The organism is Lentzea sp. CC55, assembly GCF_021056325.1.
GTDB lineage: Bacteria > Actinomycetota > Actinomycetes > Mycobacteriales > Pseudonocardiaceae > Lentzea > Lentzea jiangxiensis.
On record NZ_JAJCXE010000048.1, the window covers coordinates 33,529 to 57,704 of the forward strand.

A 24,176-nucleotide genomic window follows, 5' to 3' on the forward strand; every position below is an offset into this window, starting at 1 on the left:
TGCTCGGGGGTGGTGCGGAGGTCAGCCTCGTGCTTGGAAGGCACGAGGGGCGGCGCCGGTCCGTGGGGACAGGCGGTGCGGCAGGTCCGCCCGGCTGCGCATGCCGAGCTTGCGGTAGACCCTGGTGAGGTGTTGCTCGACGGTGCTGACGGTGATGTAGAGGATGCCGCTGATCTCGCGGTTGGTGTGGCCCTTCGCGGCGAGCTCGGCGACGCGCAGCTCGGAGTCGCTCAGGACCGATCGCCCGTCACCGGCGTCACCGTCCCCCCGGTCGACCGGGAGGGGCAGCGCACCGGAGCAGGACGTCTTGGTCCCGGCCACCGCGATCCGGGACAGCTCGCGGGCCTCGCCGTGCTCGCCCGCGGTGCCGAGCGCTTCATCGAGATCGGACAGGGCGCGGGCCAGCTCGACCCGGTCACCCGCCCGCCGCAGGTGCCGCACGGCCTCGCGCAGCAGCGCGGGTCGCTCGGCGGGCTCGCCCGCGGCGGCGAGCACCCGCAATGCCGCGCCGCGGGTGCGGCGGTCCCCGGCCGGCAGCAGCATCTGCTCGCTGATCAGCTCGCGAGCCGCCTCCGTGCGGCCGAGGGTGAGGTTGGCCTGGGCGAGACCGCAGCGCCACGGCGCGAGCACCGGCAGGTCGACGCGCCACTCCCGCATCCGGGTGCCGCAGTTCTGGAAGTCGCTGATGGCCGCGAGCACCCGCCCGACGGCGAGGTTGCCGTTGCCGCGGGCGTGCAGGTAGCGCAGGCCGGCGGCGGTGGCGAACATGGCGTCGGGCACGCGCAGCCGCATCACGTCGGCGATCGCGCGGTGCCGGCCCAGCGCGGTGTTGGCCTCCATCAGCACGGCCAGCGGGTAGCCGATGGAGAGCCCCCAGCCCTGGTGCGGCAGCAGGGCGAGTGCGGCTTCGGCGCGTGCGGCGGCCACCACCACTTCTCCGCGCCGCAGGTCGATGTCGGCTCGGACGACCTCCAGGATCGCCTGCCAGGTCACCGCGCCACCGCGGACGGCCTCGGCGGTGAGCCGGTCGCACCACCGCTCGGCCCGGTCGGGGTGACCGCTGTGCACCAGGATCAGCAGGGCGGTGAGCACGACCTCCAGCGACATGTCGCCGAGCCGGCAGCTCCGCAGGACGTGCTCGGCGCTGGCGATGGCGTCGGGGTGGAACTCGGCGGTCCAGAAGGTGCCGATGGCCTGAGCCGCGGCCACCCACGGGTCCGCGTCAGCCACCACGTCGGCGGCGACGGCGGTCGCCGGACCGAGGCCGTGGAACCACTGGCAGACGATCCGCAACTCGGCCGCGCTCTGCGCGTCGAGCATGCCGGGGTTCTGGTCGAGCACGGCGAGTGCGCGCACGGCCGTGGCCTCGTCCCCGATCCACAGCGCGTGGTGCACGACGGTCATGGCGTCCCGGCCGCGCAGTTCGCCCGCCCACATCGCCTCGTGCAAGGGGTCCATGTGCACGACGGCGGCGGCCGGGTTGACCCGCCACAGCGCCCGGACCAGGACGCTGGTGACGCCCAGCCGCTCGTCCGGCTCGACCGCGGGCAGCGCGGGTTCCAGGTAGCGCACGGCCGCTGCCACGTCGTCACCCATCAGCGCCTGTTCGGCGGCGATGCGCAGCACGGCGACCGGCCAGCCCGAGGTGATCCGATCGGCGGCCACGAGGTGGTCGGCCACCACGGCCGCCGCCGCGCCGCGCTGGTAGAGCAGTTCGGCGGCACGCGCGCGCAGCCGCACCCGTTCGGTGCCCGGCGTGCTGTCGAGAACCGCCGCCCCCACTCCCGGGTGGCGGAAACGACCGTCGAGGAGCAGGCCGGCGGCGGTGAGCACGTCGACCGCCTGCTCGACGGCCTCGGGTGTGGTGCCGGCCAGCCGGCCGAGCAGGACCGGGGTGCGCTCCTCGCCGAGCACGGCGATGGCGCGCGCGACCTCGAGCAGCCCCGCCTCCCAGCGGTGCAGGCACTCCAGCACCGCGCGCTTGAACGCGGGACCGACCTGGTCGCGACCGGTGTCGTGGCCGGCCTCGAAGTCTTCGACCAGGGCGCGGACCAGCATGGGGTTGCCGCCGCTGAGGGCGTGCCAGGCGGGCGCGAGCGCCTCGGCATCGGGCACCCGGTCGCGCAGCAGTTCGACGATGCCGCGCTCCGACAGCGGTGCGAGCCGGATGCGGTGGTGCGGCCGCCGGGTCAGCTCGGCGTGGAACAGCGGCAGCGTCGGCTGCGGCTGCTGCCACTCGGCGAGCACGACGACCACCCGCCCGGCCCTCATCCTCCGCCGCAGGTAGAGGATGAACTGCAGCGAGGAACTGTCGGCGAATTGCACGTCGTCCACGCACACCACGACCGGGCGTTCCCGCGACAATTCGAGAAGAATTTGACACAATTCGTGCACGGGCCGCACGTAAGAATGATGGATTCCCCGCACGTCCGCGCCGGAGTCGTTCACGGCCGTGGCGATCGGTGTGATGAGGTGGGAAACGCGGTCCGCTATTTCCGGCGGCAGTCCGGCGCCGTGGAACAACTGGTCGATGACACCTGCCTGCAGGGGCCGCTCGGCCGGTGAGCCGGTCGCGGTCAGCAACAACGCCCCCGAGGCGGCGGCGTGCCGCTGGAAACGCTGGAGCAGTTCGGTCTTCCCGCAGGCCAAACCCCCGCTGACCAGCGCGAGCCTGCCAGGCCCCGCTGAGCACTCTGCGAGCAGGCCGACCAGTTCAACGAGCGCATCACCATGGTCCGTCGGCACCAACCGTCCAGTTCCCTCCAACATGGCCACCGATGGTCTTTCCAGTCCAGCGCACCCCCAGGTGCACGTTTTATAGCACGGCTTCCCGACTTGTCGAGAGCATCTTGCAGCACTTCCCTGGAACGGCGGTCAAACGTCTTCCTGCGCTTCATGCGGCTATTGGAATTACGAATACGAATTTGAGCAGCCGCGTCTCAACAGGTGCCGAACGGGTCAACCGGTTCGGCCGAATCGCCGACCGCCGAACCTCGGGTGCGCGATTCCGGAACGCCCCTTAGCACAGCTCGGGCGGCGCATCATCGTGTTGATCGGATCCGTGTCGCAACCGTAGCCGTGTCTCCGCGGTGGGCCCGTACCGGCGACGTCCGGTGCGTCCGGGTCGCGACCGGGATCCGCAACCGGCCGCGGTCGGCAGGCCTTCGGCCGGTGGAGGGCAAATGACATGGGTAACCGATACATCGCCGGAACGGTGAATCCTTCCCCTGAATCGGACATAACACCGATATGCAGATTCGAGTGTGGACGCTCGAGCCGGCCGTTTCGTGCACCCGTGACGTGTGATCGATCATGTCGTCGCGACGGCGTCGGCGCCTTTCCGTCCACAAAGGTTTTCCGCGAGCATTGATCACCTGGTCGTGATCCGGGAGGCGGATCCGAGCCGCCCGCAGCGACGGGTGCCCCGGGACCGGGGGATGGGCGGCAGGGTCGGCTTCGGGGTGGGGACAGCGTGCCGTGGTTGAAGCGGGAAGCTGGTCTGCGTGGCTCCCGGGCCCTGCCGCGGGCGCAGGCGACGGCGGCCATCCGGCGCGGCCACCCCCGGTTCACCCCGCGCCGTCCGGCCGGTCCGTTGTGGACGACGTGGCAAAGGTTCGCGGATCGGGCGATGCGGCGTTCACCGCGACGACGGCCTTGGTGACGCGCGGTCCGGTCAGGCCGTCGCGGACCGGCTGCCCGTCATCTGGTGGCGATTCAGTGTCACCGGGAAATACCGCCGACCTGTACCAACGGGTCCACCGTGAGCTCGGCGCCCGGCGGGAAGTGGTCGCAGGTCGTGCCCATTTCTTGACAGATGCGCTCCCACGAGGACAGTCGTCCTCCGGTTCCGGACCGCGCAATCCGCGATCACTCCGCTACTCCCAGTAGCAGAGCGCGTAACGATGTTGTGGTGCTCCTTGGAATCCCTGCGGCCGAACTGCTGGTCCAGCCGGTTTCGTGGTCTCATCACCGCGTGCCGGCGTTGCCGGACGTCGAAGGCTGATCACCCGCGCTGTCACACCGCGTGACGGGACACGGGAAGGGCGGATCGGTGAAATATCGGATTCTGCACCTTCGGACGGTATTTTCGGACCCGGCACACCGCTAGCCTGTACTCCGGTACACACTTAGACGGGAGTTCACACATGGCGGGGACGCGGCGCGTGGCCGAGCCCGCGGCGCCGGCTCAGGCTGTCGGGAGGCGCGAGCGGCACAAGCGGGCCACGTACGAACGGCTGTACACGGCGTCGATCGACCTGTTCACCGGACAGGGCTACGAGGAGACGTCGATCGAGGAGATCACCGAGCGGGCCGATGTCGCACGAGGCACCTTCTTCAACTACTTCGACAAGAAGGAGGAGGTCATCGCGGCGTGGGGTGCGCGGCGACGAGACACGCTGCGGGCGGAGCTCGGCGCGATCGCGGGTGAGAACCACGACGTGTCGACGTGCCTGGAGAACTGCATGCGGGCGCTCGCGAAGATCAACAAGATGGAGTGGCGCACCACGCAGGTCATGCTCACGGCCTGGGTGCGGTGCGGCCACCCCATCTTCGAGACGCCGTACGCGACGTCGTTGTTCGCGGAGATCATCGCCACCGGCAAGCAGGCCGGCGAGATCGCCGACCACGTCGACCCGACACTGGTCGGCAACATCCTGCGGGACGTCTACCTGGGGACGCTCTACCGGTACGTGGGCCGTGGCAAGCAGCCGACGACGCTCGCCAACGAACTCGTCACGACCCTCCGGCTGGTGATGAACGGCGTACTTGTCAGGTGAGGCTGTCGGCGAGCGCTCCTACGTCCTCAGGCCCCAGCAGTTGCGTCGCCGGAACCGTTCGCCCGAGGGACTTCTTCAGCCGGGCGGCGAGTTGCGCGGCCATCAGGGAGTCGAGTCCCAGGTCGCGCAACGCCCTCCGGGTGTCGAGGCGGTCGGGCGTCGTGCCGAGCACGGCGGCCACGTGGCCCAGCACCACCTCGCGGACGGGCTCGCCGGGTTGTTGAACGACCACGGGCTCCTCGCGCCGGGTGGGAGTCCGCTCGGGCAGCGGTGCGGGCGTCCTGGCTGACCTGAGCAGGTTCGTGACGCTGCTGACCAGCTCGGTGAGGCGGCCGAACGGCGCCGAGGCCCCGGTCCTCACGGTGATGCCGGTCAGCTCGGCGAAGCAGTCGTGCCGGTCGTCGTACAGGCGGACGTCGACAACGGGTTTGCCGCGCCGCCGCCGTGCCACCGCCCAGAACTCGCCGGTGGCCCTGCCGGTGATCCGCACGCGGTCCACACCCAGCGGGATCGCCGAGGAGCCCAGTGCGAGCATCACGGTCTGCATCCCGGTTTCCAGCGCCACCGGCCCCGATCCCGCGGCGCCGAACCGGGCGACGGCCATGTCCTGGCCGCGCCACGCCTGGCGCAACGAGCGGAACGGGCCCTCGAACTCGTAGCCGTGCCGGGCGGCCAGCTCCCGGAAGTCGCTGTCGCGCACGTACTCCCGGCAGCGTTCGAACGCCCAGTCCAGCTCGACCGTGCTGATCGACCCGCCGCGTTCGAGCTCACCGCTCGCCAGCAGGAGGCCTTCGCCGGTGTGCACCGTGAACGCCCGCACCCCGCCGCGTTCCGGTCGCAGCGCGACCGTCAAGGTGGGCAACGACTCGGGGTCGACGGTGCACAGCTCGTGGAACCGGACGTTCTTGAGCGCGTGCGCCGCGGACGTGCCCGTGCCGCGGGCGACCGAGAGCACGGCCTCGAACAGCGCCGCGCACGGAAGTGGTGTGAGACCGCGAAAACGCAGCCCCTTCAGCGCTTCCCCGATGCCGAGCGCGGCAGCGTCGACCTCGCGGACGAGTTCGGTGTCCTCGGTGAACGACTCGAACCAGTACTCCTGGTGCTGCCACGGGTAGGCCGGCAGGGGCACGCACCGGCCGCCGCCGAACCAGCTCGCCCAGTCGATCGGCACACCCGCGGTGTGCAGGTGCCCGAGGGCTCTGGTGATCGTGCGCAGTTCGGGTTCCCCGCGCAGCAACGACGGCACGGTGACGGCCTCGCCGATCTCGCCGACGGCGGCCAGCAGCACCGGGTGCGGGCTGATCTCCAGCACCACGGTGTGACGGGAGTCGGTGAGGATGCGGCGCATGGTGTCGTTGAGCCGCACGGTGCGCCGCACGTTGTCCGCCCAGTAGCGGGCGTCGAGCTCACGCCGGCCGTCATCCACGGTGGAGCGGAAGTCGATCCGCGGTGCCTCAGGGCGCAGCGCGTCGAGCTGTTCGCGCAGCGCCGCCGCGACCTCGTCCATCAACGGCGAGTGCGACGCCACGTCGACGTCCTTGACCGGGCGGTGCGCGACGCCGAGCGAGGAGAGGTCCTCCGCGACGGTCTTCATCAGCTCCACCGGACCGGCCAGGACGCACGTGCCGGGGGAGTTGTCGGCGGCCACGCACACTTCACCGCGATACCGCCGCAGGAGCCCTTCGGCGTGCGCGGCGGACAGCTCGGCCCACAGCATCGCGCCGCTGCCCGCGGTCTCCTGCATCAGCGCGCTGCGCCGGCAGATCACCGCGGCCGCGTCCCGGGTGGACAACGCGCCGGCGACCTGTGCGGCGGCGACCTCACCCATGCTGTGCCCGACCACGACGTCAGGGTGCACTCCCCACGACCGCCAGTGGGCGGCCAGCGCGACCTGCACCGCCCAGAGCACCGGCTGGATGACCTGAATGGTCTCCTGCCACGGCGCCGCGCCGGTCAGGACGTCCACAACGGACCAACCGGCTTCGTCGCGCACCGCGGCGTCGCACTCGTCCAGCGCGGCGCGGAACGCCGGTGACACCTCGTACAGCTCACGGCCCATGCCGCGCCACTGCGAGCCCTGGCCGGGGAACTGGAACACGACCTGCGGCCGTTCGGACGCCCGGCCCGGTGAGGTCTCGCCCGCGAGGAACGCGCGCAGTTCCGACCGGAACTCGGCGGTGCTCGTACCGGTGACGGCGAGCCGGTGCTCGTGGTGGTCGCGACGCACCGCGGCGGTGTAGCAGGTGTCGTGCACCGCGCCGGTCCCGTCCAGGTGGGAGAGGTACGCGGTGGCGGCGTCCCGCAGCGCGGTGACCGACTTGGCGGACAGCGCGAGCACACGTGGCCGGTCGTCGTCCGCGGTGGAAACGGGATCCGGTGGCGAGGTGAGCACTACGTGAACGTTGGTACCGGAGATGCCGAACGAGCTGACCCCGACTATCGGTTGTTCGGCGGTCAGCGGCTGGTTGCGGGTGACGAGCCGCAACGGTCCGTCCGCCAGGCCCTCGGCGGGCACGTGGGCGTGCAGCGAAGCCGGAACCGTGCGGTGTTCGGCGATCAGCACGGCCTTGATGAGCCCCGCGACCCCCGCGGCGGCCTCGGTGTGGCCGATGTTGCTCTTCACCGAGCCGAGCAGCAGCGGCTTTTCGCGTCCCTCGCCCGCGATCTCGCGCAGGGCGGCGAGCTCGACCCGATCGCCCACGCTCGTGCCGGTGCCGTGCGCCTCGATGTAGTCCACAGTGGAGGGTTTCAGTCCCGCGTCCCGGTAGGCGGCCTCGAGCATCTCGGCCTGGCCGTGCACGGCCGGTTGCAGCAGGAGACCGCTGCCGCGTCCGTCGTTGCTCACCGCGCTGCCGAGCAGGACGGCGTGCACGCGGTCGCCGTGCTCCACCGCGTCGTCCAGGCGTTCGAGCACCACCGCGCCGATGCCCTCGCTGCGCACGAACCCGTCCGCCCGCGCGGAACCGAACTTGCAGCGACCGTCGGGAGCGAGCATCGACGCCTGCGAGTAGGCGATCGCGTCGTCGGGCAGCAGGATCACGTTGACCCCCGCGGCGATCGCGACGTCGCACTCGCCCGCCAGCAGGGCCTGCCGGGCGTTGTGCACGGCGACGAGCGACGACGAGCACGCGGTGTCGACCACGACGGACGGTCCGCGCAGGTCCAGCGCGTAGGAGAGCCGCCCCGAGGTGACGGCCCGGAGCTCCCCTCCCGCCGCGTGCCGCACGTCGTGGTTGCCCGCGTTGCGGCTCGCCTTGCCGTACTCGGCGGTGGCCTGGCCGACGAACACGCCGACGCGCCGCCCGGCGAGCCCGGACGGCCGGATCCCCGCGTCCTCCAGGGCTTCCCACGCCACCTCCAGCAGCAGCCGCTGCTGAGGGTCCATCGCGCGGGCCTCGCGCGGTGAGATGCCGAAGAACTCGGCGTCGAAGCCCCGGACGTCGGCGAGGAACCCGCCGTGCCGCGAGATCGTCCTGCCGGGAGCGGGTTCTGTCGAATACCAGTCGTCGATGTCGAATCGATCGCGCGGGATCTCGCTGACCGCGTCGACGCCGCCGGTCAGCAGGTCCCAGAACTCGGCCACGGATCCGGCTCCGGGGAAGCGGCAGGACATGCCCGCCACCGCGACTTCCCTGGAGGTGCTGCCGGGTCTGGTGGAGGCAGGGCGGTGTGTCACGGTTCCCCCGGTGGGTTCAAAGTGGTTTCAAGTACAACCCTGTACCCGGAGCCAACTTTAGTCCGGCCGCAGTCTCGTTGGAAGCCAAACTACGCAATTGCCGGTTCGGGCCGGGAGTGCGGCAACGACGTTCTCGCAAGGTGGAACGTGACGCCCTACACTCAAAATAGGTCTTGCGTTCAAGTTTGTACTGGCGTACTCACTACAGCGGTCGACGGTCCATCAAGGGGGAGATCCACATGGCCAGGTTCGTGGTCGAGATGGTGTTCGAGACAACGGACGAGCGGTTGGCCGAGGTCCGGCCCGCTCATCGCAGATACTGGGAGGATCTGGCCGTACGTGGCGTGCTGCTGGGGGGCGGCCTGTACGCGGACGAGTCGGGCGGGCTGATGCTGTGCGAGGCGGCGGACGACGACGCGTTGCGCCGTCTGGTCGACGGAGATCCCTATGTGCAACGGAAACTCGTGCGCAGCGTCAAGGTTCGCGAGTGGCACGTGCTCGTCGGTGGACTGACGCTGTCGTCCGGCCGCGATCCCGAGCCGCAGCAATTGGGATTGACTATGGCTTCCTCCGAGATCTCCGGTTCGCTGATCTCCCGGATCGAGAGCGGCCCGCGCATCACCCGTGCCGCGGTGGCGGACGGTCGCGCTCTCACCGCGCACGAGCACCGGATCGCCGCGTTGATCGTGGGCGGCAAGACCAACCGGGAGATCGCGCACCAGTTCCGGGTCTCGGTCCGCGCGGTCGAGCTGCACATCACCAGCATCTACCGCAAGCTCGGCATCAACCGCAGAGCGCAGCTCGCCTCCGCGCTGGCCGCCTGACTCCGGGAGCACCTGATGAGGTTCGGCGTCAACATCCCCAACTACGGCGACCGCGCGGCGCCCGGCGAGATCCTGCGCTGGGTCCGGCACGCCGAACAGCTCGGCTACCACCTCGCGATGGTCTCCGACCACGTCGCGCTGACCCCGGACGTCGAGCGACTCTTCCCCGCGCCCTTCTACGACCCGTTCGCCACGCTGTCGTGGCTCGCGGGCCAGACCAGCCGCGTCGAGCTCGGCACGACCGTGATCGTGCTGCCGTACCGGCACCCACTGCTGATGGCCAGGATGGCCGCTGCGGTCGACCAGTTCAGCGGCGGACGGCTGGTGCTGGGCGTGGCCGCGGGCTGGGCACCCGGTGAGTTCGCCGCGGTCGGCGCGGACTACCGGTCCCGCGGCCGGATCGCGGACGAGTCGCTGCGCGCCATGAAAGCGTTGTGGAACAACGACATAGCGAAATTCGATGGCTCTTTTGTCCGTTTCGGACCGGTCGCGACGGGTCCGCGGCCCGTGCGGTCCATCCCGATCTGGGTCGGCGGGCACAGCACGGGTGCGCTGCGGCGAGCGGTGGTGCACGGCGACGCGTGGCATCCGACGTCGGTGCCGCCGGGCTACCTCGAGCAGATCGGGATGCCGCAGCTGCGACGTGTCGCCGAGCAGGAGGAACGGCCGGTGCCGGCGCTGGCACCGCGCATCAAACTGAGGATCACCTCGCGGCCGTTGCCCGATCGCGACCGCATCCTGGGGGAGGGCACGGTCGACCAGCTCCGCGGCGACCTGGCCGCGCTGGCCGAGCTGGGGGCCACCCAGGTGGTCCTGGACACGACCTATCCGGGTGAGACCGTGCGCAAGCCGGCCGAGCACTACCTGGGGTTGCTCGAACTCGTCGCTTCCGAGATCGTGGATCTCGGAACCGGTGGGCTGCGGTGAACCGGACGTGCACGCCGTGCGCTGAGGGGGCGTGATGGGGGACCTGGACGTCCGCAAGCTGCGGATGCTGCGCGAACTCGACCAGCGGGGCACCGTCGCTGCTGTCGCACAGGCCCTGCACCTCACACCGTCCGCGGTGTCGCAGCAACTCGTGGCGCTGTCGAAGGAGGTGGGGGTCCGCCTGATCGAGCCGGTCGGCCGCCGGGTCCGCCTCACCGACGCCGCACGCGTGCTGTTGCGGCGCGCCAACGACATCTTCGCCGAGCTGGAACGCGTGCAGGCCGATCTCCTCGCCCATTCGGAGGGCTCGGTGGCCGAGGTGCGCGTCGCGGGGTTCGCCGCCACGCTGTCCGGCCTGGTGCTGCCCGCCGTGCGCGAGCTGCGCGACAGCCATCCCGGTGTCGCGGTGCGGCTGGTCGAGTCGGATCCGCCGCACTCGTTCGACCAGCTGGTGCGCGGCGACGTGGACGTGGTGCTGAGCCTCGAGTCCAAGGACAGTCCCGCGGCCACCGACCGCCGCTTCCACCGGGTCGCGTTGCTGGCCGAACGCTTCGACGTGGCGTTGCCGGTTCACCACCCGTTCGCGCACGCGCCGGTCGTGCGGCTCGCGGACCTGGCGAACGAGGCGTGGATCTTCTCCAACACGGGGACGTGCCGCGACATCTCGTTCGCCGCGTGCATCGCGGCCGGCTTCACGCCCGAGATCGTGCACCACATCGGCGACTGGGAGGCCACCCTGGGGGCCGTCGCGCTCGGGCTGGGCCTGGCGCTGGTGCCGAGGCTCATCAACGCGGGACCGCGCGACGACGTGGTGATCAGGGTGCTCGACGCGGAGCAGCCCACCCGGCACGTGTTCGCGGCCGTGCGCAGGGGCAGTGAGGAGGCGCCGCACCTCGCCGCGGTGCTGGGCGCCCTGGCCGAGGCGGCCGAGGTCAAGGTGGCCCGGCGGGGCTGATCGTTCAGTTCCGCTGCACGGTCGAGAGCGCAAATTCTCGATGGAACTCCACGCACGCGCGTGTGAAGCTCGTCCTGCAACTACTCCGGTCTGGATTCCCGACGTGAGGAACAGGGATTTTCGATGTCTGCTGCCGTGTCCAGGATGAGCCTGGTGAGGTTGATCGCGCTCGGCCTCATCTGGGGCTCGGTCTTCCTCTTCATCAAAATCGCCGGATACTCGTTTTCCCCGGTGCAGATGGTGTTCGCCCGGCTGGTGCTCGGGGCGGTCGTGCTGCTGCCGTTCGTCTACAGCCGGGGCGGAAGGCTGCCCAAGGGCGGTGCGATCTGGGGCCACCTCACCGTCGCCGCGTTGCTGGGCAACGCCATCCCCTGGGTGCTCTTCGCGTGGGGTGAGCAGCACGGTTCGTCGAGCGTCGCGGGCGTGGTCAACTCGACGACGCCGCTGTGGACGATCGTCGGTGCCTACGTGCTCGGCCAGGACCGCAAGCTGACCGCCACCAAGATCGGCGGTGTGCTGTTCGGCATGGTCGGCACGATCATCATCGCGGCGCCGTGGCAGTCGGGGTCGGCGGGGACCACGAGCAGCATCGTCGCGTTCGTCGTCGGCACCGTCAGCCTCGGCGCGAGCTTCGCCTACATGGGCAGGTTCCTCGCGGGCAGGGGCATCCCGCCGCTCACGCTGGCCGCGGCCCAGCTGACGGCCGCGAGTGCGTTGTTGCTGGTCGCGATGCCGTTCGCCGGTCTGCAGCCGGTGCACCTGCGGACCGACGCGCTGATCGCGATCGCCGTGCTCGGGCCGATCTGCACGGGTATCGCCTACGTCCTGAACTTCCAGCTGATCACCAAGGACGGCCCGACCGTGGCGTCGACCGTCACCTACCTGTTCCCGATCGTCTCGGTCGCGCTCGGCGCGCTGGTGCTCAGCGAGCCCGCCGGCTGGCCGTTGTACGTCGGCGCGATCGCTTCCGTCGCCGGGGTGATGCTCGTGCGCCGCAAGCCCAAGGCCGCGGCGCAGGCACCCTCTCCCTCCCCGGCACCCGCGGCGGCGAAGGGCTGACCCCCACCCCTGTCCGCCCGGCGAAGGGCCTCCCGGAATGCGACCCGGGAGGCCCTTTTTCGTGACGAGAATCGCTTCGGATTCCCGAAGTCCATTATCCACGCGGCCATTCTTCGGACTTCCGTAGTGAATTCCTTCCGTCCCGCCAATAACGTCGGTTGCAGCGCCAACAGAGCCGCATCGGGACGCGAGGAGGACATGGGGGAATGGTCAACCCAACCGCTCCACGACTGGGTGTCGTGGTGCCGTCAGGAAATGCGGCGGTCGAGCCGGAACTCGCCGCTCTGCTGTCCGGTCACGTGCACGTCCACGCCACGCGTTTCCCGTTGTTCACCGAGTTCGAGCAGCGGGAGCGGATCGCCGAGTACAACGAGGCGCTGGCGCCGGCGATCGCCTCGTTCGGCAGGCTCGGCGCGCGGGCGATCGTGGCCGAGTGCAGCGGCTCGCACTACCTGCAGGGGCCGGCGCGCGAACAGGAGTTCTGCGACGACCTGAGCGCGCGGTTCGGCGTCGAGGTCACCACCGTGACGCGCACCGTGCTGTCGGCGTTGGCGAGCATCGACGCCACCGAGGTCACGCTCGTGTCGCCGTACGCGCAGTGGCTCACCGATCTCTCCCAGGCGTACTGGGAGGCGGCGGGCATCAAGGTCCGCGACATCGTGAAGGTGCGGTCCAGCCGGGGTTTCTCGCCCTACGACGTCACCACCGGCGAGCTGGTCGAGCAGGTCCGCGCGGCTGATCGCCCGAAGGACGAGGTGCTGCTGATGACCGGCACCGGCATGTTCACGCTCGCCGCGCTGGAGGAACTCGAGGCGGGCACCGAACGCACGATCATCACGTCGAACCTGGCCACCGCCTGGTGGGCGCTGACCAGGCTCGCGCCGGACGCCGTCGTGGATTGGCGGCTGGCGCCGTGATCGCGGTGATCGGAGCGGGCCCGGTCGGGCTCACCGCGGCCCTCGTGCTGGCGCGCGACGGCGTTCCGGTGACGCTGCTGGAACGAGGTCCCGCACTCGGCACGACCTCGCGCGCCTCGACGTTCCACCCGGCCACGCTCGACCTGCTGGCAGGGCTCGGTGTCGCCGACGAGTTCATCGCGCAGGGCCGCAAGGTCCACGACCTGCAATGGCGCAGCCGGACCGGTGCACTGCTGACGCGGATGAGCTTCGACGCCATCTCCGGCCGGACTGCGCACCCGTTCCGCCTGCACGCCGAGCAGACTGTGCTGACCCCGTTGCTGCTCAGGCGGCTCACGGCCGAGATCCGGTGGAACACGGCGGTCGCCGAGGTCCACCAGGACGGGGACGGCGTCGAGCTGATCACGAACAACGGCACGGTCCGCGCCGACTACGTGATCGCGGCCGACGGCGCGCACAGCACCGTCCGCACGGCGCTGGGCCTCGACTTCCCCGGCAAGGAGTACCCGACCTACGCGCTGCGCGTCATCACGACCACCGAGCTGGACCGGTTGCTGCCGGGCCTCTCGCCGATGACGTACTTCCGCGACCCCGTGCAGTCCTGCAGTGTCCTGGGCCTGCCCGACCACTGGCGGGTCATCCTGCGCCTGCCGCACACCGCCGATCCGGCAGCGGTAGCGGTGGAAGCGCTGCTGCACAAGGCTCTGCCGACACTGGCCGACCGGATCGAGGTGCGCGAGGCGCACACCTACCGCACCTCGCGCCGCGTGATCGACGACTACCGGGTGGGACGCGTCCTGTTCGCGGGCGACGCGGCCCACCTCACCTCCACCGCCGGTGGCATGAACATGAACTGCGGCATCCACGACGCGGTCGACATCGCCACGGCACTGTCCCACGTGGTCAACGGCGACCACGGAAGCGCACTGCTCGACGAAGCCGCGCGGCGCCGCCGGAACGTGGTCACCGACCACGTCATCCCGGCCAGCGAAGCACGAGTGTCCGGGGTGGACGGACAGGCGGGCTCGGTCGACGCCGCGGTGCGCGAACTCGCTGCCACAGCGAGCAATCCAATCGAAGCGGCGCGGTACCTGGTGCGGGCGTCGATGCTCGACTCGGCTCCCAGGTACCCCGCGCCCACACTCGAAGGGTCCGTCGCCCCGTGAAGATCTGGTTCCACAAGCACACCGTCGAAGGCCGCCTGCCACTGCTCGACGAGTGGTACCGCAAGCACCTGGCCGAAGTCACCTCACCCGGCACCGAGATCGTCATCAAGACCCTGCCGGAAGGCACCTACGACACCGAAACCCCGTTCGACCTCGTCAAGTTCGGCGCGCTGCAGATCCACTTCAACGCGTACTTCGCCCGTGGCGCGGTCGAGGCCGAACGCCAGGGGTTCGACGCCTGGGTGATCGCCGCGGGCCAGGACCCCGGCCTGCACGACGGCCGGGCCCAGACGTCGATCCCGACGCTCGGCTACGGCGAGACGAGCTTCTTCTACTCCGCCATGCTGGGCTACCGCTTCGGCGTCCTCGGTTTCATGCCGGCGTTGCGCGAGATCATCGTCGAGAACATCGAGCGTTACGGCCTCACCGGCAGGCTGGCGGCCTACGAACTGGTCGACGACGGCCACGAGGCCGTGCGCCAGGCACTCGACGGCGACTTCGACCGGTTCGTCGAGGTGTTCGACGCAGCCGCGAAGAGGGCCGTCGCCGCCGGCGCCCAGGTGCTGATCCCGGGGGAGGGCATCCCGGCGGAGATCTTCTGGCACCTCGGCACCAAGGAGCTGCACGGCGTCCCGGTGATCGATCCGGCCGGGCTGCTCGTGCGCCAGGCGGAACTCGCGGTGCACCTCAAGCGCCTCGGCGTTGTTTCGCGTTCCACGGCGGGCTACTGGTTCCGCCGCCCCGACGACGCGCTCACCGAGCACGTCGAGAACGTCTTCCTCGGAAAGGCCGTCTGATGTCCTCCCACTCCTCCCTGGCACAGTTCCCCGTCGCCCGTCCCCGCAGGCTCCGCCGCACGCCCGCGTTGCGCAGGCTCGCCACCGAGACGCGGCTGCACCCGAGCAACCTGGTCCAGCCGCTGTTCCTGCGCGAGGGCATCGACCAGCCGCGCGAGATCAGCTCCATGCCGGGCGTGTTCCAGCACACCCGCGAGTCGCTGCGCAAGGCCGCCGCGGAGGCCGTGAGCGTCGGTGTCGGCGGTCTGCTGCTGTTCGGCATCCCGGTGGAGAAGGACCCGCTGGGCCTCGGCGCGACCGACCCGGACGGCATCCTCCAGGTGGCGCTGCGCGACGTCGTCGAGGAGGTCGGTGACGCGACCGTCGTCATCGGCGACGTGAACCTCGACGAGTACACCGACCACGGCCACACCGGCGTGCTCGGCCCGGACGGCGACGTCGACAACGACGCCAGCATCGAGCGCCTGGCGGACATGGCCGTCGTGCAGGCGGAGGCCGGTGCGCACGTGATCGCGCCCAGCGCCATGATGGACGGCCAGGTCGGCAGGATCCGCGAGAAGCTCGACGCGGCGGGCTTCCCGCACGTGCCGATCATGGGCTACTCGGCCAAGTACGCCTCGGCGTTCTACGGCCCGTTCCGCGATGCCGTGGAGTCGTCGCTGAAGGGCAACCGCCGCGCGTACCAGCAGGTGCCGGGCAACATCCGCGAGTCGCTGCGCGAGGTCGACCTCGACCTGGCGGAGGGCGCGGACTTCGTGATGGTCAAGCCCGCGGGAGCCTACCTCGACATCGTCCGGCTCGTCGCCGACCACGTGGACGTCCCCGTCGCGGCCTACCAGGTCTCCGGTGAGTACTCGATGATCGAGGCCGCCGCCGCGAAGGGCTGGCTCGACCGCGACCAGGTCGTGGTGGAGAGCCTCAACTCCATCCGGCGCGCCGGCGCGTCGATCATCATCAGCTACTGGGCGACCGAGTTCGCCACACGTCTGGAGCGGTGACCGTGGGAGACGTCAAGCTGACCCTGCTGGGCATCAGCCACTCGTCGGCGCCGGTGGACGTGCTGGAGCGCGTGGTCATCTCCGGCGAGGAGCTGGACACGGTCCTCAGCGAGATCAACTCCGCCGAGGAGTTCGGCGCCGTCTACGCGCTGTCGACGTGCAACCGGATGGAGTTCTACGTCGAGAAGCGGACGGACGAGGCCGCTTCCCTGCTGCACGCCAGGCTCGTCGAGCGGCTGGGGCTGTCCGAAGAGGACGCTTCGCGGTTCCTGTACCGGCACGAGGGCACGGACGCGGTGCGGCACCTGTACTCGGTGTCGAGCGGCCTGGAGTCGATCGTCATCGGCGAGGACCAGATCCTCGGCCAGGTCAAGGACGCACTGGACCGGTCGCGCCGCCTCGGCACCGCCGGGCCGTTGATCAACCAGCTGGTGCAGTCCGCGATCCGCCTCGGCAAGCGGGTGCGGACCGAGACCGACATCAACCGGGCAGGGCGTTCGCTCGCCACGGTCGGTCTCTCCGCCCTGGAACACGTGGTGGGGGCGATGTCCGGCCGCTCCGCGCTGGTCGTCGGCGCGGGTGCGATGGCAGGCGTGGTCGTGGCGGCGTTGCGCGGCAGTGGGCTGGGCCGCATCGACGTGGCGAACCGGACGCCGGAGAAGGCCGCCCGCCTCGCGGAGACCACCGGTGGCAGGGGTTTCGGGCTCGACGAGCTGCCGAGGCTGCTCGCGGACGTGGACCTCGTCGTGACGTGCATCGGCGGCACCGGGGCGTTGATCACCGCCGCGGACGCGGAGGAAGCCGCGCGCCATCGCGGCGGTTCACCGTTGTTCCTGCTCGACCTCGCCCTGCCGCGCAACATCGCGGGCGACGTGGCGAAGGTCGAGGGTGTGTCGCTGGTCGATCTGGAAACGCTGGCGGGCAACCGTCCTGACGAGGCGGCGCTGTCCAGCGTGGCCTCGGTGCGGTCCTTGATCGACGGCGAGGTCGAGGCGTTCCTCGCCGCGCAGCGGGCGGCGAAGGTGGCGCCCGCGCTGGTGAAGCTGCGGACGGTCGCGTCGACGACGGCGGAGGCCGAGCTGGGCAGGTTGTTCCGCAAGGTGCCGACGTTCGACGAGCAGCACCGCTCGGAGATCACGCTGTCGGTGCACCGGATCGTGGAGAAGGTGCTGCACGGGCCGACCGTGCGGGCACGTGAGCTGGCGGGAGCCCCGGACGGCTCCCGGTACGTGGAAGTGCTGGGGAAGTTGTTCGACGTCCCCGGCGAACGGGATGAGGTCGTGGCATGAGTGAGTTGTCCCTGTTGTGGAACGCCGAGTCGGTCGCGGTCATCGGCGCGACCGAACGCGAGGGCGCGCTGGGCCGCAAGCCCGTCGCGTACCTGCAGCGGTACGGCTACGCCGGCCGGATCCTGCCGATCAACCCCAAGGGCGGCACCATCCTCGGCTACCAGGCCTACCCGTCCGTCCTCGAGGCGCCGGGCCCGATCGACCTCGCGTTCATCGTCGTGTCCGCGGACCGCGTGCCCGCCGCCGTCGACGACTGCGTGGCCGCCGGGATCAAGGTCGCGATCATCGCGTCGTCCGGGTTCGCCGAGACCGGCGACGAGGGCGCGGCGCTGCAGGCCGAGACCGTGGCGCGGGCACGGGCCGGTGGACTGCGCCTCGTCGGCCCGAACTGCATCGGTGCCGTCGGTTTCGGCAACAGGGTGATGGCCACGTTCAGCCCGCTGTTCTCGGCTGACGCCGTGGTGTCGCTGGAGCCGGGCGGTCTCGGCATCGTCAGCCAGAGCGGCGCGCTGGGCTTCGGCGCGGCGTCGCTGGGCATCGAGCGCGGCATGCGGCCGGGCTGGGTGATCACCACCGGCAACGACGCCGACGTGTCCGCGCTGGAGGTGCTCGCCGAGCTCGCCGGGGAACCGGCCTGCACCGGGCTGCTCGGCTACCTGGAGAACGTGCCGGACGTCGGCGCTCTGCGGTCGCTCGCGAACTCGGGCAAGCCGGTGGCGCTGCTGAAGTCCGGCCGCAGCGAGGAGGGTGGCCGTGCCGCCGCCTCGCACACCGGCGCGCTGGCCACCGACGACCGGGTGCTCGACGCGGCGCTGCGCCAGTTCGGCATCGTGCGCGCCGAGGACGTCGACGAGCTGCTCGACGCCGGTGACGCGTTCACCTCCCCGCGCAGGCCGAAGGGTCCGCGGGTCGCGATCGTGACGACCTCGGGAGGTTCGGGCATCCTCGCCGCGGACGACGTGGTGGCGCGGGGGCTCGAGCTCACCCCGCTGGAGGACGGGACGCGGGCGGCGCTGGCGGAGATCATCCCGAGCTTCGGCTCGGCGAACAACCCGGTCGACATCACCGCCGCCGTCCTGAGCGACCCGTCGCTGTTCGACAGGTCGCTGGAGGTCATCGCGGCCGACGACACCGTCGACATGATCATCGGTTGCTTCTGCGTGATGACCGACGGCGACGTCGACAAGGCCGTGCGGGCGCTGGCGAAGGTGGCGGAGAAGTCCGGCAAGCCGGTGCTGGTCTCCCGCACCGGTGCGGACTTCCTCGCCCCGAACGCCCGGGCGACGCTGCGGGAGGCCGGTTTGCCGGACTACCCGTCGCCGGCGCGTGCTGTTCGTGCCGCGGCGGCCCTGTGGCAGGTGAGCAAGCCGCGTGCCGCGGACTCGCTGGCCGGCCTGGGGGTCGCGACCCCTCCCGCCGAGCTGACCGAGCCGGAGCTCAAGGCGTTGCTGGCGCAAGCCGGTCTGTCGGTGCCGGTCGGGAGGGTCGTGGCGACGGCTTCCGAGGCCAAGGCGGTGGTGGACGAGGTCGGCGGGACGGCCGTGTTCAAGGCGGTCGTGCCGGGCCTCGTGCACAAGACCGATGTCGGCGCGGTGAAGGTCGGCGTGTCGTCCGCCGACGCCGCGGACGCGTTCGACGAGCTGTCCGCGTTCGGCGGTGGCGTGCTGGTCGAGGAGCTGGTCGGTGACGGTGTCGAACTGATCATCGGTGTGCACACGTCCGACCTCGGTCCGGTGCTGACGCTCGGGCTCGGCGGCATCTTCACCGAGGCGCTCGACGACGCGACCTCACGGCTGCTGCCGCTCGCGGACGGTGACGCGGAGGCGATGGTCCGCGAGCTGCGCGGCAAGGCACTGCTCGACGGTGCGCGTGGCCGCGCCGCCGCGGACGTGCCGTCGCTCGTCCGCACCCTGGAGACCGTCGCGGCACTGGTCTCGGGCTGGGAGGGCGGTTTCGAGCTCGACCTGAACCCCGTGCGGGTCCTGGAGTCGGGCACGAAGGTGCTGGACGCCGCGCACGTGATCGCAAAGGAGGCGTGACGGATGACTCTGTCCATTGTGGATTCTGATCGCATCGGCGAGCCGGCGGCGGCTCCCGCGTCGGACGCGCTGTTCCACCGGGCGCAGAAGGTCGTGCCCGGTGGCGTGAACTCACCGGTGCGGGCGTTCCGCGCGGTCGGTGGCACGCCGCGGTTCATGAAGAGCGGCAAGGGTGCGTACATCACCGACGCCGACGGCCGTGAGTACGTCGACCTCATCTGCTCCTGGGGTCCGATGATCCTCGGGCACGCGCATCCCGCCGTCCAGGAGGCCGTGTACGGGGCGATCGGGCAGGGCACGTCGTTCGGCACGCCCACGCTGAACGAGGTCCTGCTGGCGGAGGAGATCGTGGCCCGCGTGGACCCGGTCGAGTCGGTGCGCCTGGTCAGCTCGGGAACCGAGGCCACGATGTCCGCGATCCGGCTGGCGCGCGGCTTCACCGGCCGCACCAAGGTCGTCAAGTTCGCGGGCTGCTACCACGGTCACGTGGACGCGCTGCTGGCGGCGGCGGGCTCCGGTGTGGCGACGTTCGCGCTGCCGGACACGCCGGGCGTCACGGGTGCGCAGGCCGGCGACACCATCGTGTTGCCGTACAACGACCTGGGCGCGGTGCGGGCGGCCTTCGAGGCGAACCCCGGCACGATCGCGTGCGTGATCACCGAGGCGTCGCCGGGCAACATGGGCGTCATCCCGCCCGCACCCGGTTTCACCGCGGGGCTGCGCGAGCTGACGTCCAGGTACGGCGCTCTGCTGGTCTCGGACGAGGTCATGACCGGGTTCCGGCTCTCCCGCTCGGGGTGGTTCGGGCGCGAGGGCGTGGCCGCGGACCTCTTCACGTTCGGCAAGGTCATGGGCGGCGGGTTCCCGGCGGCCGCGTTCGGCGGGCGGGCGGACGTGATGGCCCACCTCGCGCCGGCCGGCCCGGTGTACCAGGCGGGCACGCTGTCCGGGAATCCCGTTGCGACGGCGGCGGGCCTGGCCACGCTGCGGCACTGCACGCCCGAGGTGTACACGCACCTCGACGCCACGGCGACGGTCGTCGGCGGCATGATCTCCGACGCGCTGACCCGCGAAGGCGTGGCGCACCAGGTGCAGCACAGCGGGAACATGTTCTCGGTGTTCTTCGCCGAGCAGCCCGTCACCGACTTCGAGTCGGCGAAGGCCAGCGAGACGTTCCGGTACAACGCGTTCTTCCACGCGATGCTGAACCAGGGCGTCTACCTGCCGCCGTCGGCGCTGGAGTCGTGGTTCCTGTCGGCCGCGCACGACGACTCGGCGCTCGACCGGATCGCCTCGGCGCTGCCGCTGGCCGCGAAGGCCGCGGCTTCGGCCTGACAGAACGGGAAAGGGGGATGCCGGCGATCAACCGGCATCCCCCTTTCCCGCGCGTTCTCAGACCTTCGCGGTGACCTCGACGTCGATGTTGCCGCGGGTGGCCTTCGAGTAGGGGCAACGCCGGTGCGCCTGGCCGACCAGGTCGTCCGCCCGCTCCTGGGTGAGACCGGGCAGGACGGCGACGATCCGTGCGCCGAGGTGGTAGCCGTCGTCGCCCTTCACCAGGTCCACCGAGACCGTCACGGTGCTGTCGGTGAGGTCGGCCTGGGCGTTGCGGGCGACCAGCCGCAGCGCCGAGTGGAAGCACGCGCCCCAGCCCGCGGCGAAGAGCTGCTCGGGGTTCGTGCCCGCGCCGCTGCCGCCCACCTCCCTGGGGCTCGCCAGCTTCAAGTCGAGCACGCCGTCGGCGGACGTCGCCGCGCCCTGCCGGCCGTCGCCGCTCGACGTCACGTCCGCCGTGTAGACCACAGACATTCTCGTTGCTCCTCAGGGTTCGTGTTTGGCGCCGAAACTAGGAGCCGTTGCGGTGGCAGGTCACTACGGAACCTCGTAGGGACATCGCGCGCCCGCGCGGGAAAGGTGGGCGGTGTTGACGTTCTCGAGTTGTGGGAGGGACCGTGCCTGGTCCGTTGGAAGGCGTGCGGGTGCTGGAGGTCGGCGGGTCGGTCGCCGCGGCGTTCGCCGCGACCGTGCTCGCCGACCTCGGCGCCGACGTGCTGCGCATCGACCGTGCGGCGCAGGTGCCGGACGCGCCGGCCGAGCCGTTGCCGGACCCGTTGGCGCGTGGCCGCCGATCCGTGGCCGTGGACCTGAAGCACGCGGACGGCCCGGCGGTGGTCCTGGACCTGGTGGAGCGGGCCGACGTGCTGGTCGAGGGCGGACGGCCGGGCAGCGCGGAGAAGCTCGGCATCGGCCCGGAGATCTGCCTGCGGCGCAACCCCGGGCTGGTCTACGGCCGGGTCACCGGATGGGGACAGGACGGCCCGCTGGCCAGACGGGCCGGCCACGACATCACGTTCCTCGGTGTCACGGGCGCGTTGACGGTGCCCGGCCAGGCGCCTGCCACGCCGCCGCCGTACTACCTGTCGAGCTTCGCGGGTGGCGCGCTGCAACTGGTGATCGGCGTCCAGGCGGCGTTGCTGGAGCGCGCCAGGTCCGGTCAGGGCCAGGTGGTCGACGCGGCGATGGTCGAGGGCACCGCGCTGCTGTCGGTGATGGTCGACCAGTGGCGCAGGACCCCCGGCCGCGTCACGGTCGTCGACGCGCCGTTCTACACGACCTACGAGTGCGCGGACGGCCGCTTCCTGTCGGTCGGCGCGGTGGAGCCGCACTTCTACCGCGAGCTGCTCGACAAGCTCGACCTGGGCGATCTCGACCTGCCCGGCCAGTACGACGAGTCCGGCTGGCCGCTGCTGACCGCCAAGATCGGGGAGGCGTTCCTGTCCCGGGACAGCGCCGAGTGGGAGAAGGTGTTCGCCGACTCGGACGCGTGTGTGGCACCGGTTCTGGCACCGGGGGAGGTCGCCGACCATCCGCACCTGCGGGCTCGACGGTCGTTCGTGGACGTCGGAGGTCAGCAGCAGCCCGCACCGGCGCCGCGCTTCTCCCGCTCGGAGGGTGTGGTTCCGGCACCCGCTCCCTACGTGGGGCAGCACACCGCGTCGGCGTTGCGCGACTGGGGAGTGGACGGCTGGACGGACAGCGGCGCGGTCCGAGGCGTCTGATGCCGCGGGTGTTTCCGCTCCTGCCCGGCATGGTGGCGCTGGGGCTGGACGCGTACGTCGTCGCCGGCGTGCTGCCCCAGCTCAGCGCCTCCCTGCACCAGCCGGTGCCCGCGGTGGGCCAGCTCGTCACCGTGTTCACGCTGTCGTACGCGCTCCTGTCGCCGATCGCCGCGACACTGCTGACCGGCAAGCCGATGCGCGCGGTGCTCCTGACCGCGCTGGCCGTCTTCACCCTCGGCAACGCGCTGAGCGCGGTCGCGGAGACGTTGACGTTCCTGTTGCTGTCACGGGTGGTCGCGGGCTTCGGTGCGGGCCTCTACTCACCGATGTCCGCCGCCACCGCGGCCGCACTGGTGCCGCCCGAACGCCGCGGCCGAGCCTTGGCGCTGATCACCATCGGCCTGAGCTCCGGCACGGTCGCGGGCGTCCCGCTCGGCCTGCTGCTCGCGGACCACGTCGGCTGGCGCGGCACCTTCTGGCTCGTCACCGCACTCGGGGTGGTGGCGATCGGCGGGGTGGCGGTGTTGTTGCCCGCCATCCCGCCCGCCGCACCGCCGTCGCTGAGGGCACGCCTGGGCGTGCTGGCCGACCGGCACGTCCTGTCGATCGTGCTGGTGACCGTGTTCTCGACGCTCACCAGCCTCGGCACCTACACCTACATCGCACCGATCCTCGGCCGCGACGACGTGGTGGTGTACCTGGTGATCTGGGGTGTCGGCGGCCTGCTGGGCAACCTCCTGACCGGCGCGGTGATCGACCGCTGGCGGGACACGAGAGCGTTGATGGGCGTGCTGCTCACCGTGATGGGCGTGAGCCTGGCCCTGCTGCCCGTCGGTCCGCCCGGCCTGCTGGTCTTCCTGTGGGGTGCGAGCGCGTGGAGCTGCCCGGCGACGCAGCAGCACCGGGTGATGGCCGCCAGACCCGCCGAGGGCCCGGTGGCCGTGTCGCTCAACGCCTCCGCGATCTACCTCGGCTCGTCGCTGGGCGCCGGTCTGGGCGGCATGGTGCTCGCGAGCGGGGGAGCGCCGGCCGCGCTCGCGTACGTGTTCGGCGGCCTGGCGGTGTTCGCCGCGCTGCTCAACCACCTGATCACCGCCAGGCCGGTGCCCAGCAGCGCCTGACCGCACGGTGCCGGTGTTCTCGGCCCCGATGAGGTGCCGTAGGACCGTGCCGCTCGCGCGGACTTCGGTTCCGCGCGAGCGGCTCTGGCCGGGCTGCACCCGACCCGAGGTTCGGGCGATGAGGCCTACGGCGCCATGTCGCCGTGTCAGGCCCGAGGCTCGTCCTCGATCGCGCCGACCAGCTCAGGGTCTTCCGGGGCGGGCATGTGGCGGATGCTGTCACTGCCCTTGTGGTCGTGGGCACGGGTGTAGCGGGAATCCAGCACCCTTCCCAACTTGTGCGCCGCCCCGGTGTACGCGTCGTCCACAGTGGTCGCGTGGTGGGTGACCGCGACCGGCTGCTTGCCTCCCGGCCGTGCCTCGATGACGCACTTCTTGTCCTCCGGCTTGCTGCCGCCGTCCTCGCTGAGGTGCACTTCCACGCGGGTCAACCATCCGCTGAACCGGGACAGGCTGCTTTCCAGGTCGGTGGTCACATAGGTGGCCAGTCGTTCGCCACCGTGGATGTTGTGGTCGGTGTTGACCTGGATCTGCATGAGCACCCTCCGGAACGAGTATCAAATGGTCTTGG

At 70.9% G+C, this 24,176-nt stretch carries 18 protein-coding genes; 14 read left to right on the forward strand and 4 right to left on the reverse strand.

Annotated features, from left to right (window positions below):
* Positions 1 to 21: 21 nt before the first annotated feature.
* Positions 22 to 2,745 carry a LuxR C-terminal-related transcriptional regulator gene (locus L6E10_RS31520; RefSeq protein ID WP_236223795.1) on the reverse strand — a complete coding sequence of 908 codons (2,724 nt, stop codon included), beginning with the start codon at positions 2,743 to 2,745 and terminating at the stop codon, positions 22 to 24.
* 1,400 nt (positions 2,746 to 4,145) lie between these two features.
* Here L6E10_RS31520 and L6E10_RS31525 point away from each other — a divergent pair.
* Complete coding sequence (locus L6E10_RS31525; protein WP_236223796.1) at positions 4,146 to 4,778, forward strand: TetR/AcrR family transcriptional regulator; 633 nt, start codon at positions 4,146 to 4,148, stop codon at positions 4,776 to 4,778.
* Here L6E10_RS31525 and L6E10_RS31530 read toward each other — a convergent pair.
* Positions 4,771 to 8,454 carry a beta-ketoacyl synthase N-terminal-like domain-containing protein gene (locus tag L6E10_RS31530; protein ID WP_308102921.1) on the reverse strand — a complete coding sequence of 1,228 codons (3,684 nt, stop codon included), beginning with the start codon at positions 8,452 to 8,454 and terminating at the stop codon, positions 4,771 to 4,773. The genes L6E10_RS31525 and L6E10_RS31530 overlap by 8 nt on opposite strands.
* Before the next feature lie 239 nt (positions 8,455 to 8,693).
* Between L6E10_RS31530 and L6E10_RS31535 the strand changes: the two genes are divergently transcribed.
* From L6E10_RS31535 to hemL, 11 genes are all read left to right on the forward strand, one after another.
* Positions 8,694 to 9,278 (forward strand): LuxR C-terminal-related transcriptional regulator, encoded by a 585-nt coding sequence (locus L6E10_RS31535; RefSeq protein WP_236223798.1) that lies wholly within the window; start codon positions 8,694 to 8,696, stop codon positions 9,276 to 9,278.
* A gap of 15 nt (positions 9,279 to 9,293) precedes the next feature.
* Positions 9,294 to 10,205, forward strand: coding sequence for a TIGR03619 family F420-dependent LLM class oxidoreductase (locus L6E10_RS31540; RefSeq protein WP_236223799.1), 912 nt, complete (start codon positions 9,294 to 9,296; stop codon positions 10,203 to 10,205).
* A gap of 34 nt (positions 10,206 to 10,239) precedes the next feature.
* Positions 10,240 to 11,160 carry a LysR family transcriptional regulator gene (locus tag L6E10_RS31545; protein ID WP_236223800.1) on the forward strand — a complete coding sequence of 307 codons (921 nt, stop codon included), beginning with the start codon at positions 10,240 to 10,242 and terminating at the stop codon, positions 11,158 to 11,160.
* 144 nt (positions 11,161 to 11,304) lie between these two features.
* On the forward strand, positions 11,305 to 12,219 hold the full coding sequence (locus L6E10_RS31550; RefSeq protein WP_236223801.1) for a DMT family transporter: 915 nt from the start codon (positions 11,305 to 11,307) through the stop codon (positions 12,217 to 12,219).
* Positions 12,220 to 12,425: 206 nt separating this feature from the next.
* Complete coding sequence (locus tag L6E10_RS31555) at positions 12,426 to 13,136, forward strand: hypothetical protein (protein WP_236223802.1); 711 nt, start codon at positions 12,426 to 12,428, stop codon at positions 13,134 to 13,136.
* Complete coding sequence (locus L6E10_RS31560) at positions 13,133 to 14,302, forward strand: FAD-dependent oxidoreductase (protein ID WP_236223803.1); 1,170 nt, start codon at positions 13,133 to 13,135, stop codon at positions 14,300 to 14,302. Before L6E10_RS31555 ends, L6E10_RS31560 begins: the two co-directional genes overlap by 4 nt.
* The gene (locus L6E10_RS31565) at positions 14,299 to 15,099 is read left to right on the forward strand and encodes an aspartate/glutamate racemase family protein (RefSeq protein ID WP_236223804.1); all 801 of its coding nucleotides are present in this window, start codon (positions 14,299 to 14,301) and stop codon (positions 15,097 to 15,099) included. Before L6E10_RS31560 ends, L6E10_RS31565 begins: the two co-directional genes overlap by 4 nt.
* Positions 15,099 to 16,097, forward strand: coding sequence for a porphobilinogen synthase (hemB, locus tag L6E10_RS31570; protein WP_236223805.1), 999 nt, complete (start codon positions 15,099 to 15,101; stop codon positions 16,095 to 16,097). The genes L6E10_RS31565 and hemB overlap by 1 nt, the downstream gene beginning before the upstream one ends.
* Positions 16,098 to 16,099: 2 nt before the next feature.
* A complete protein-coding gene (gene hemA, locus L6E10_RS31575; RefSeq protein ID WP_236223806.1) occupies positions 16,100 to 17,386 on the forward strand; it encodes a glutamyl-tRNA reductase in 1,287 nt (428 codons plus the stop codon).
* Entirely contained in the window at positions 17,383 to 19,425 is a 2,043-nt protein-coding gene (locus L6E10_RS31580) for an acetate--CoA ligase family protein (RefSeq protein WP_236223807.1), read from the forward strand. Before hemA ends, L6E10_RS31580 begins: the two co-directional genes overlap by 4 nt.
* Positions 19,426 to 19,428: 3 nt before the next feature.
* Positions 19,429 to 20,760: a glutamate-1-semialdehyde 2,1-aminomutase gene (gene hemL / locus L6E10_RS31585; RefSeq protein WP_236223808.1), complete on the forward strand. Its 1,332-nt coding sequence runs from the start codon at positions 19,429 to 19,431 to the stop codon at positions 20,758 to 20,760.
* A gap of 57 nt (positions 20,761 to 20,817) precedes the next feature.
* Here hemL and L6E10_RS31590 read toward each other — a convergent pair whose 3' ends face one another.
* Entirely contained in the window at positions 20,818 to 21,234 is a 417-nt protein-coding gene (locus tag L6E10_RS31590; protein ID WP_236223809.1) for an organic hydroperoxide resistance protein, read from the reverse strand.
* 143 nt (positions 21,235 to 21,377) lie between these two features.
* On the opposite strand from L6E10_RS31590, the gene L6E10_RS31595 reads away from it, so the two are divergent.
* Both L6E10_RS31595 and L6E10_RS31600 read left to right on the forward strand, forming a co-directional pair.
* A complete protein-coding gene (locus L6E10_RS31595) occupies positions 21,378 to 22,484 on the forward strand; it encodes a CaiB/BaiF CoA-transferase family protein (protein ID WP_236223810.1) in 1,107 nt (368 codons plus the stop codon).
* Between the two features lie 8 nt (positions 22,485 to 22,492).
* Complete coding sequence (locus L6E10_RS31600) at positions 22,493 to 23,605, forward strand: MFS transporter (RefSeq protein WP_236223811.1); 1,113 nt, start codon at positions 22,493 to 22,495, stop codon at positions 23,603 to 23,605.
* Between the two features lie 146 nt (positions 23,606 to 23,751).
* Here the strand turns inward: L6E10_RS31600 and L6E10_RS31605 are convergent, their stop codons facing one another.
* Complete coding sequence (locus tag L6E10_RS31605) at positions 23,752 to 24,141, reverse strand: HPF/RaiA family ribosome-associated protein (protein WP_236223812.1); 390 nt, start codon at positions 24,139 to 24,141, stop codon at positions 23,752 to 23,754.
* Between the last annotated feature and the right edge of the window lie 35 nt (positions 24,142 to 24,176).

What these genes read in the sequence shown, in the direction of transcription:
- L6E10_RS31580 (WP_236223807.1), top strand. Translation starts at nt 17,383, where the DNA reads ATGAGTGAGTTGTCCCTGTTGTGGAACGCCGAGTCGGTCGCGGTCATC.
- L6E10_RS31550 (WP_236223801.1), top strand. Translation starts at nt 11,305, where the DNA reads ATGAGCCTGGTGAGGTTGATCGCGCTCGGCCTCATCTGGGGCTCGGTC.
- L6E10_RS31535 (WP_236223798.1), top strand. Translation starts at nt 8,694, where the DNA reads ATGGCCAGGTTCGTGGTCGAGATGGTGTTCGAGACAACGGACGAGCGG.
- L6E10_RS31540 (WP_236223799.1), top strand. Translation starts at nt 9,294, where the DNA reads ATGAGGTTCGGCGTCAACATCCCCAACTACGGCGACCGCGCGGCGCCC.
- hemB (WP_236223805.1), top strand. Translation starts at nt 15,099, where the DNA reads ATGTCCTCCCACTCCTCCCTGGCACAGTTCCCCGTCGCCCGTCCCCGC.
- L6E10_RS31605 (WP_236223812.1), bottom strand. Translation starts at nt 24,141, where the DNA reads ATGCAGATCCAGGTCAACACCGACCACAACATCCACGGTGGCGAACGA.
- L6E10_RS31545 (WP_236223800.1), top strand. Translation starts at nt 10,240, where the DNA reads ATGGGGGACCTGGACGTCCGCAAGCTGCGGATGCTGCGCGAACTCGAC.
- L6E10_RS31525 (WP_236223796.1), top strand. Translation starts at nt 4,146, where the DNA reads ATGGCGGGGACGCGGCGCGTGGCCGAGCCCGCGGCGCCGGCTCAGGCT.
- L6E10_RS31590 (WP_236223809.1), bottom strand. Translation starts at nt 21,234, where the DNA reads ATGTCTGTGGTCTACACGGCGGACGTGACGTCGAGCGGCGACGGCCGG.
- L6E10_RS31555 (WP_236223802.1), top strand. Translation starts at nt 12,426, where the DNA reads ATGGTCAACCCAACCGCTCCACGACTGGGTGTCGTGGTGCCGTCAGGA.
- hemL (WP_236223808.1), top strand. Translation starts at nt 19,429, where the DNA reads ATGACTCTGTCCATTGTGGATTCTGATCGCATCGGCGAGCCGGCGGCG.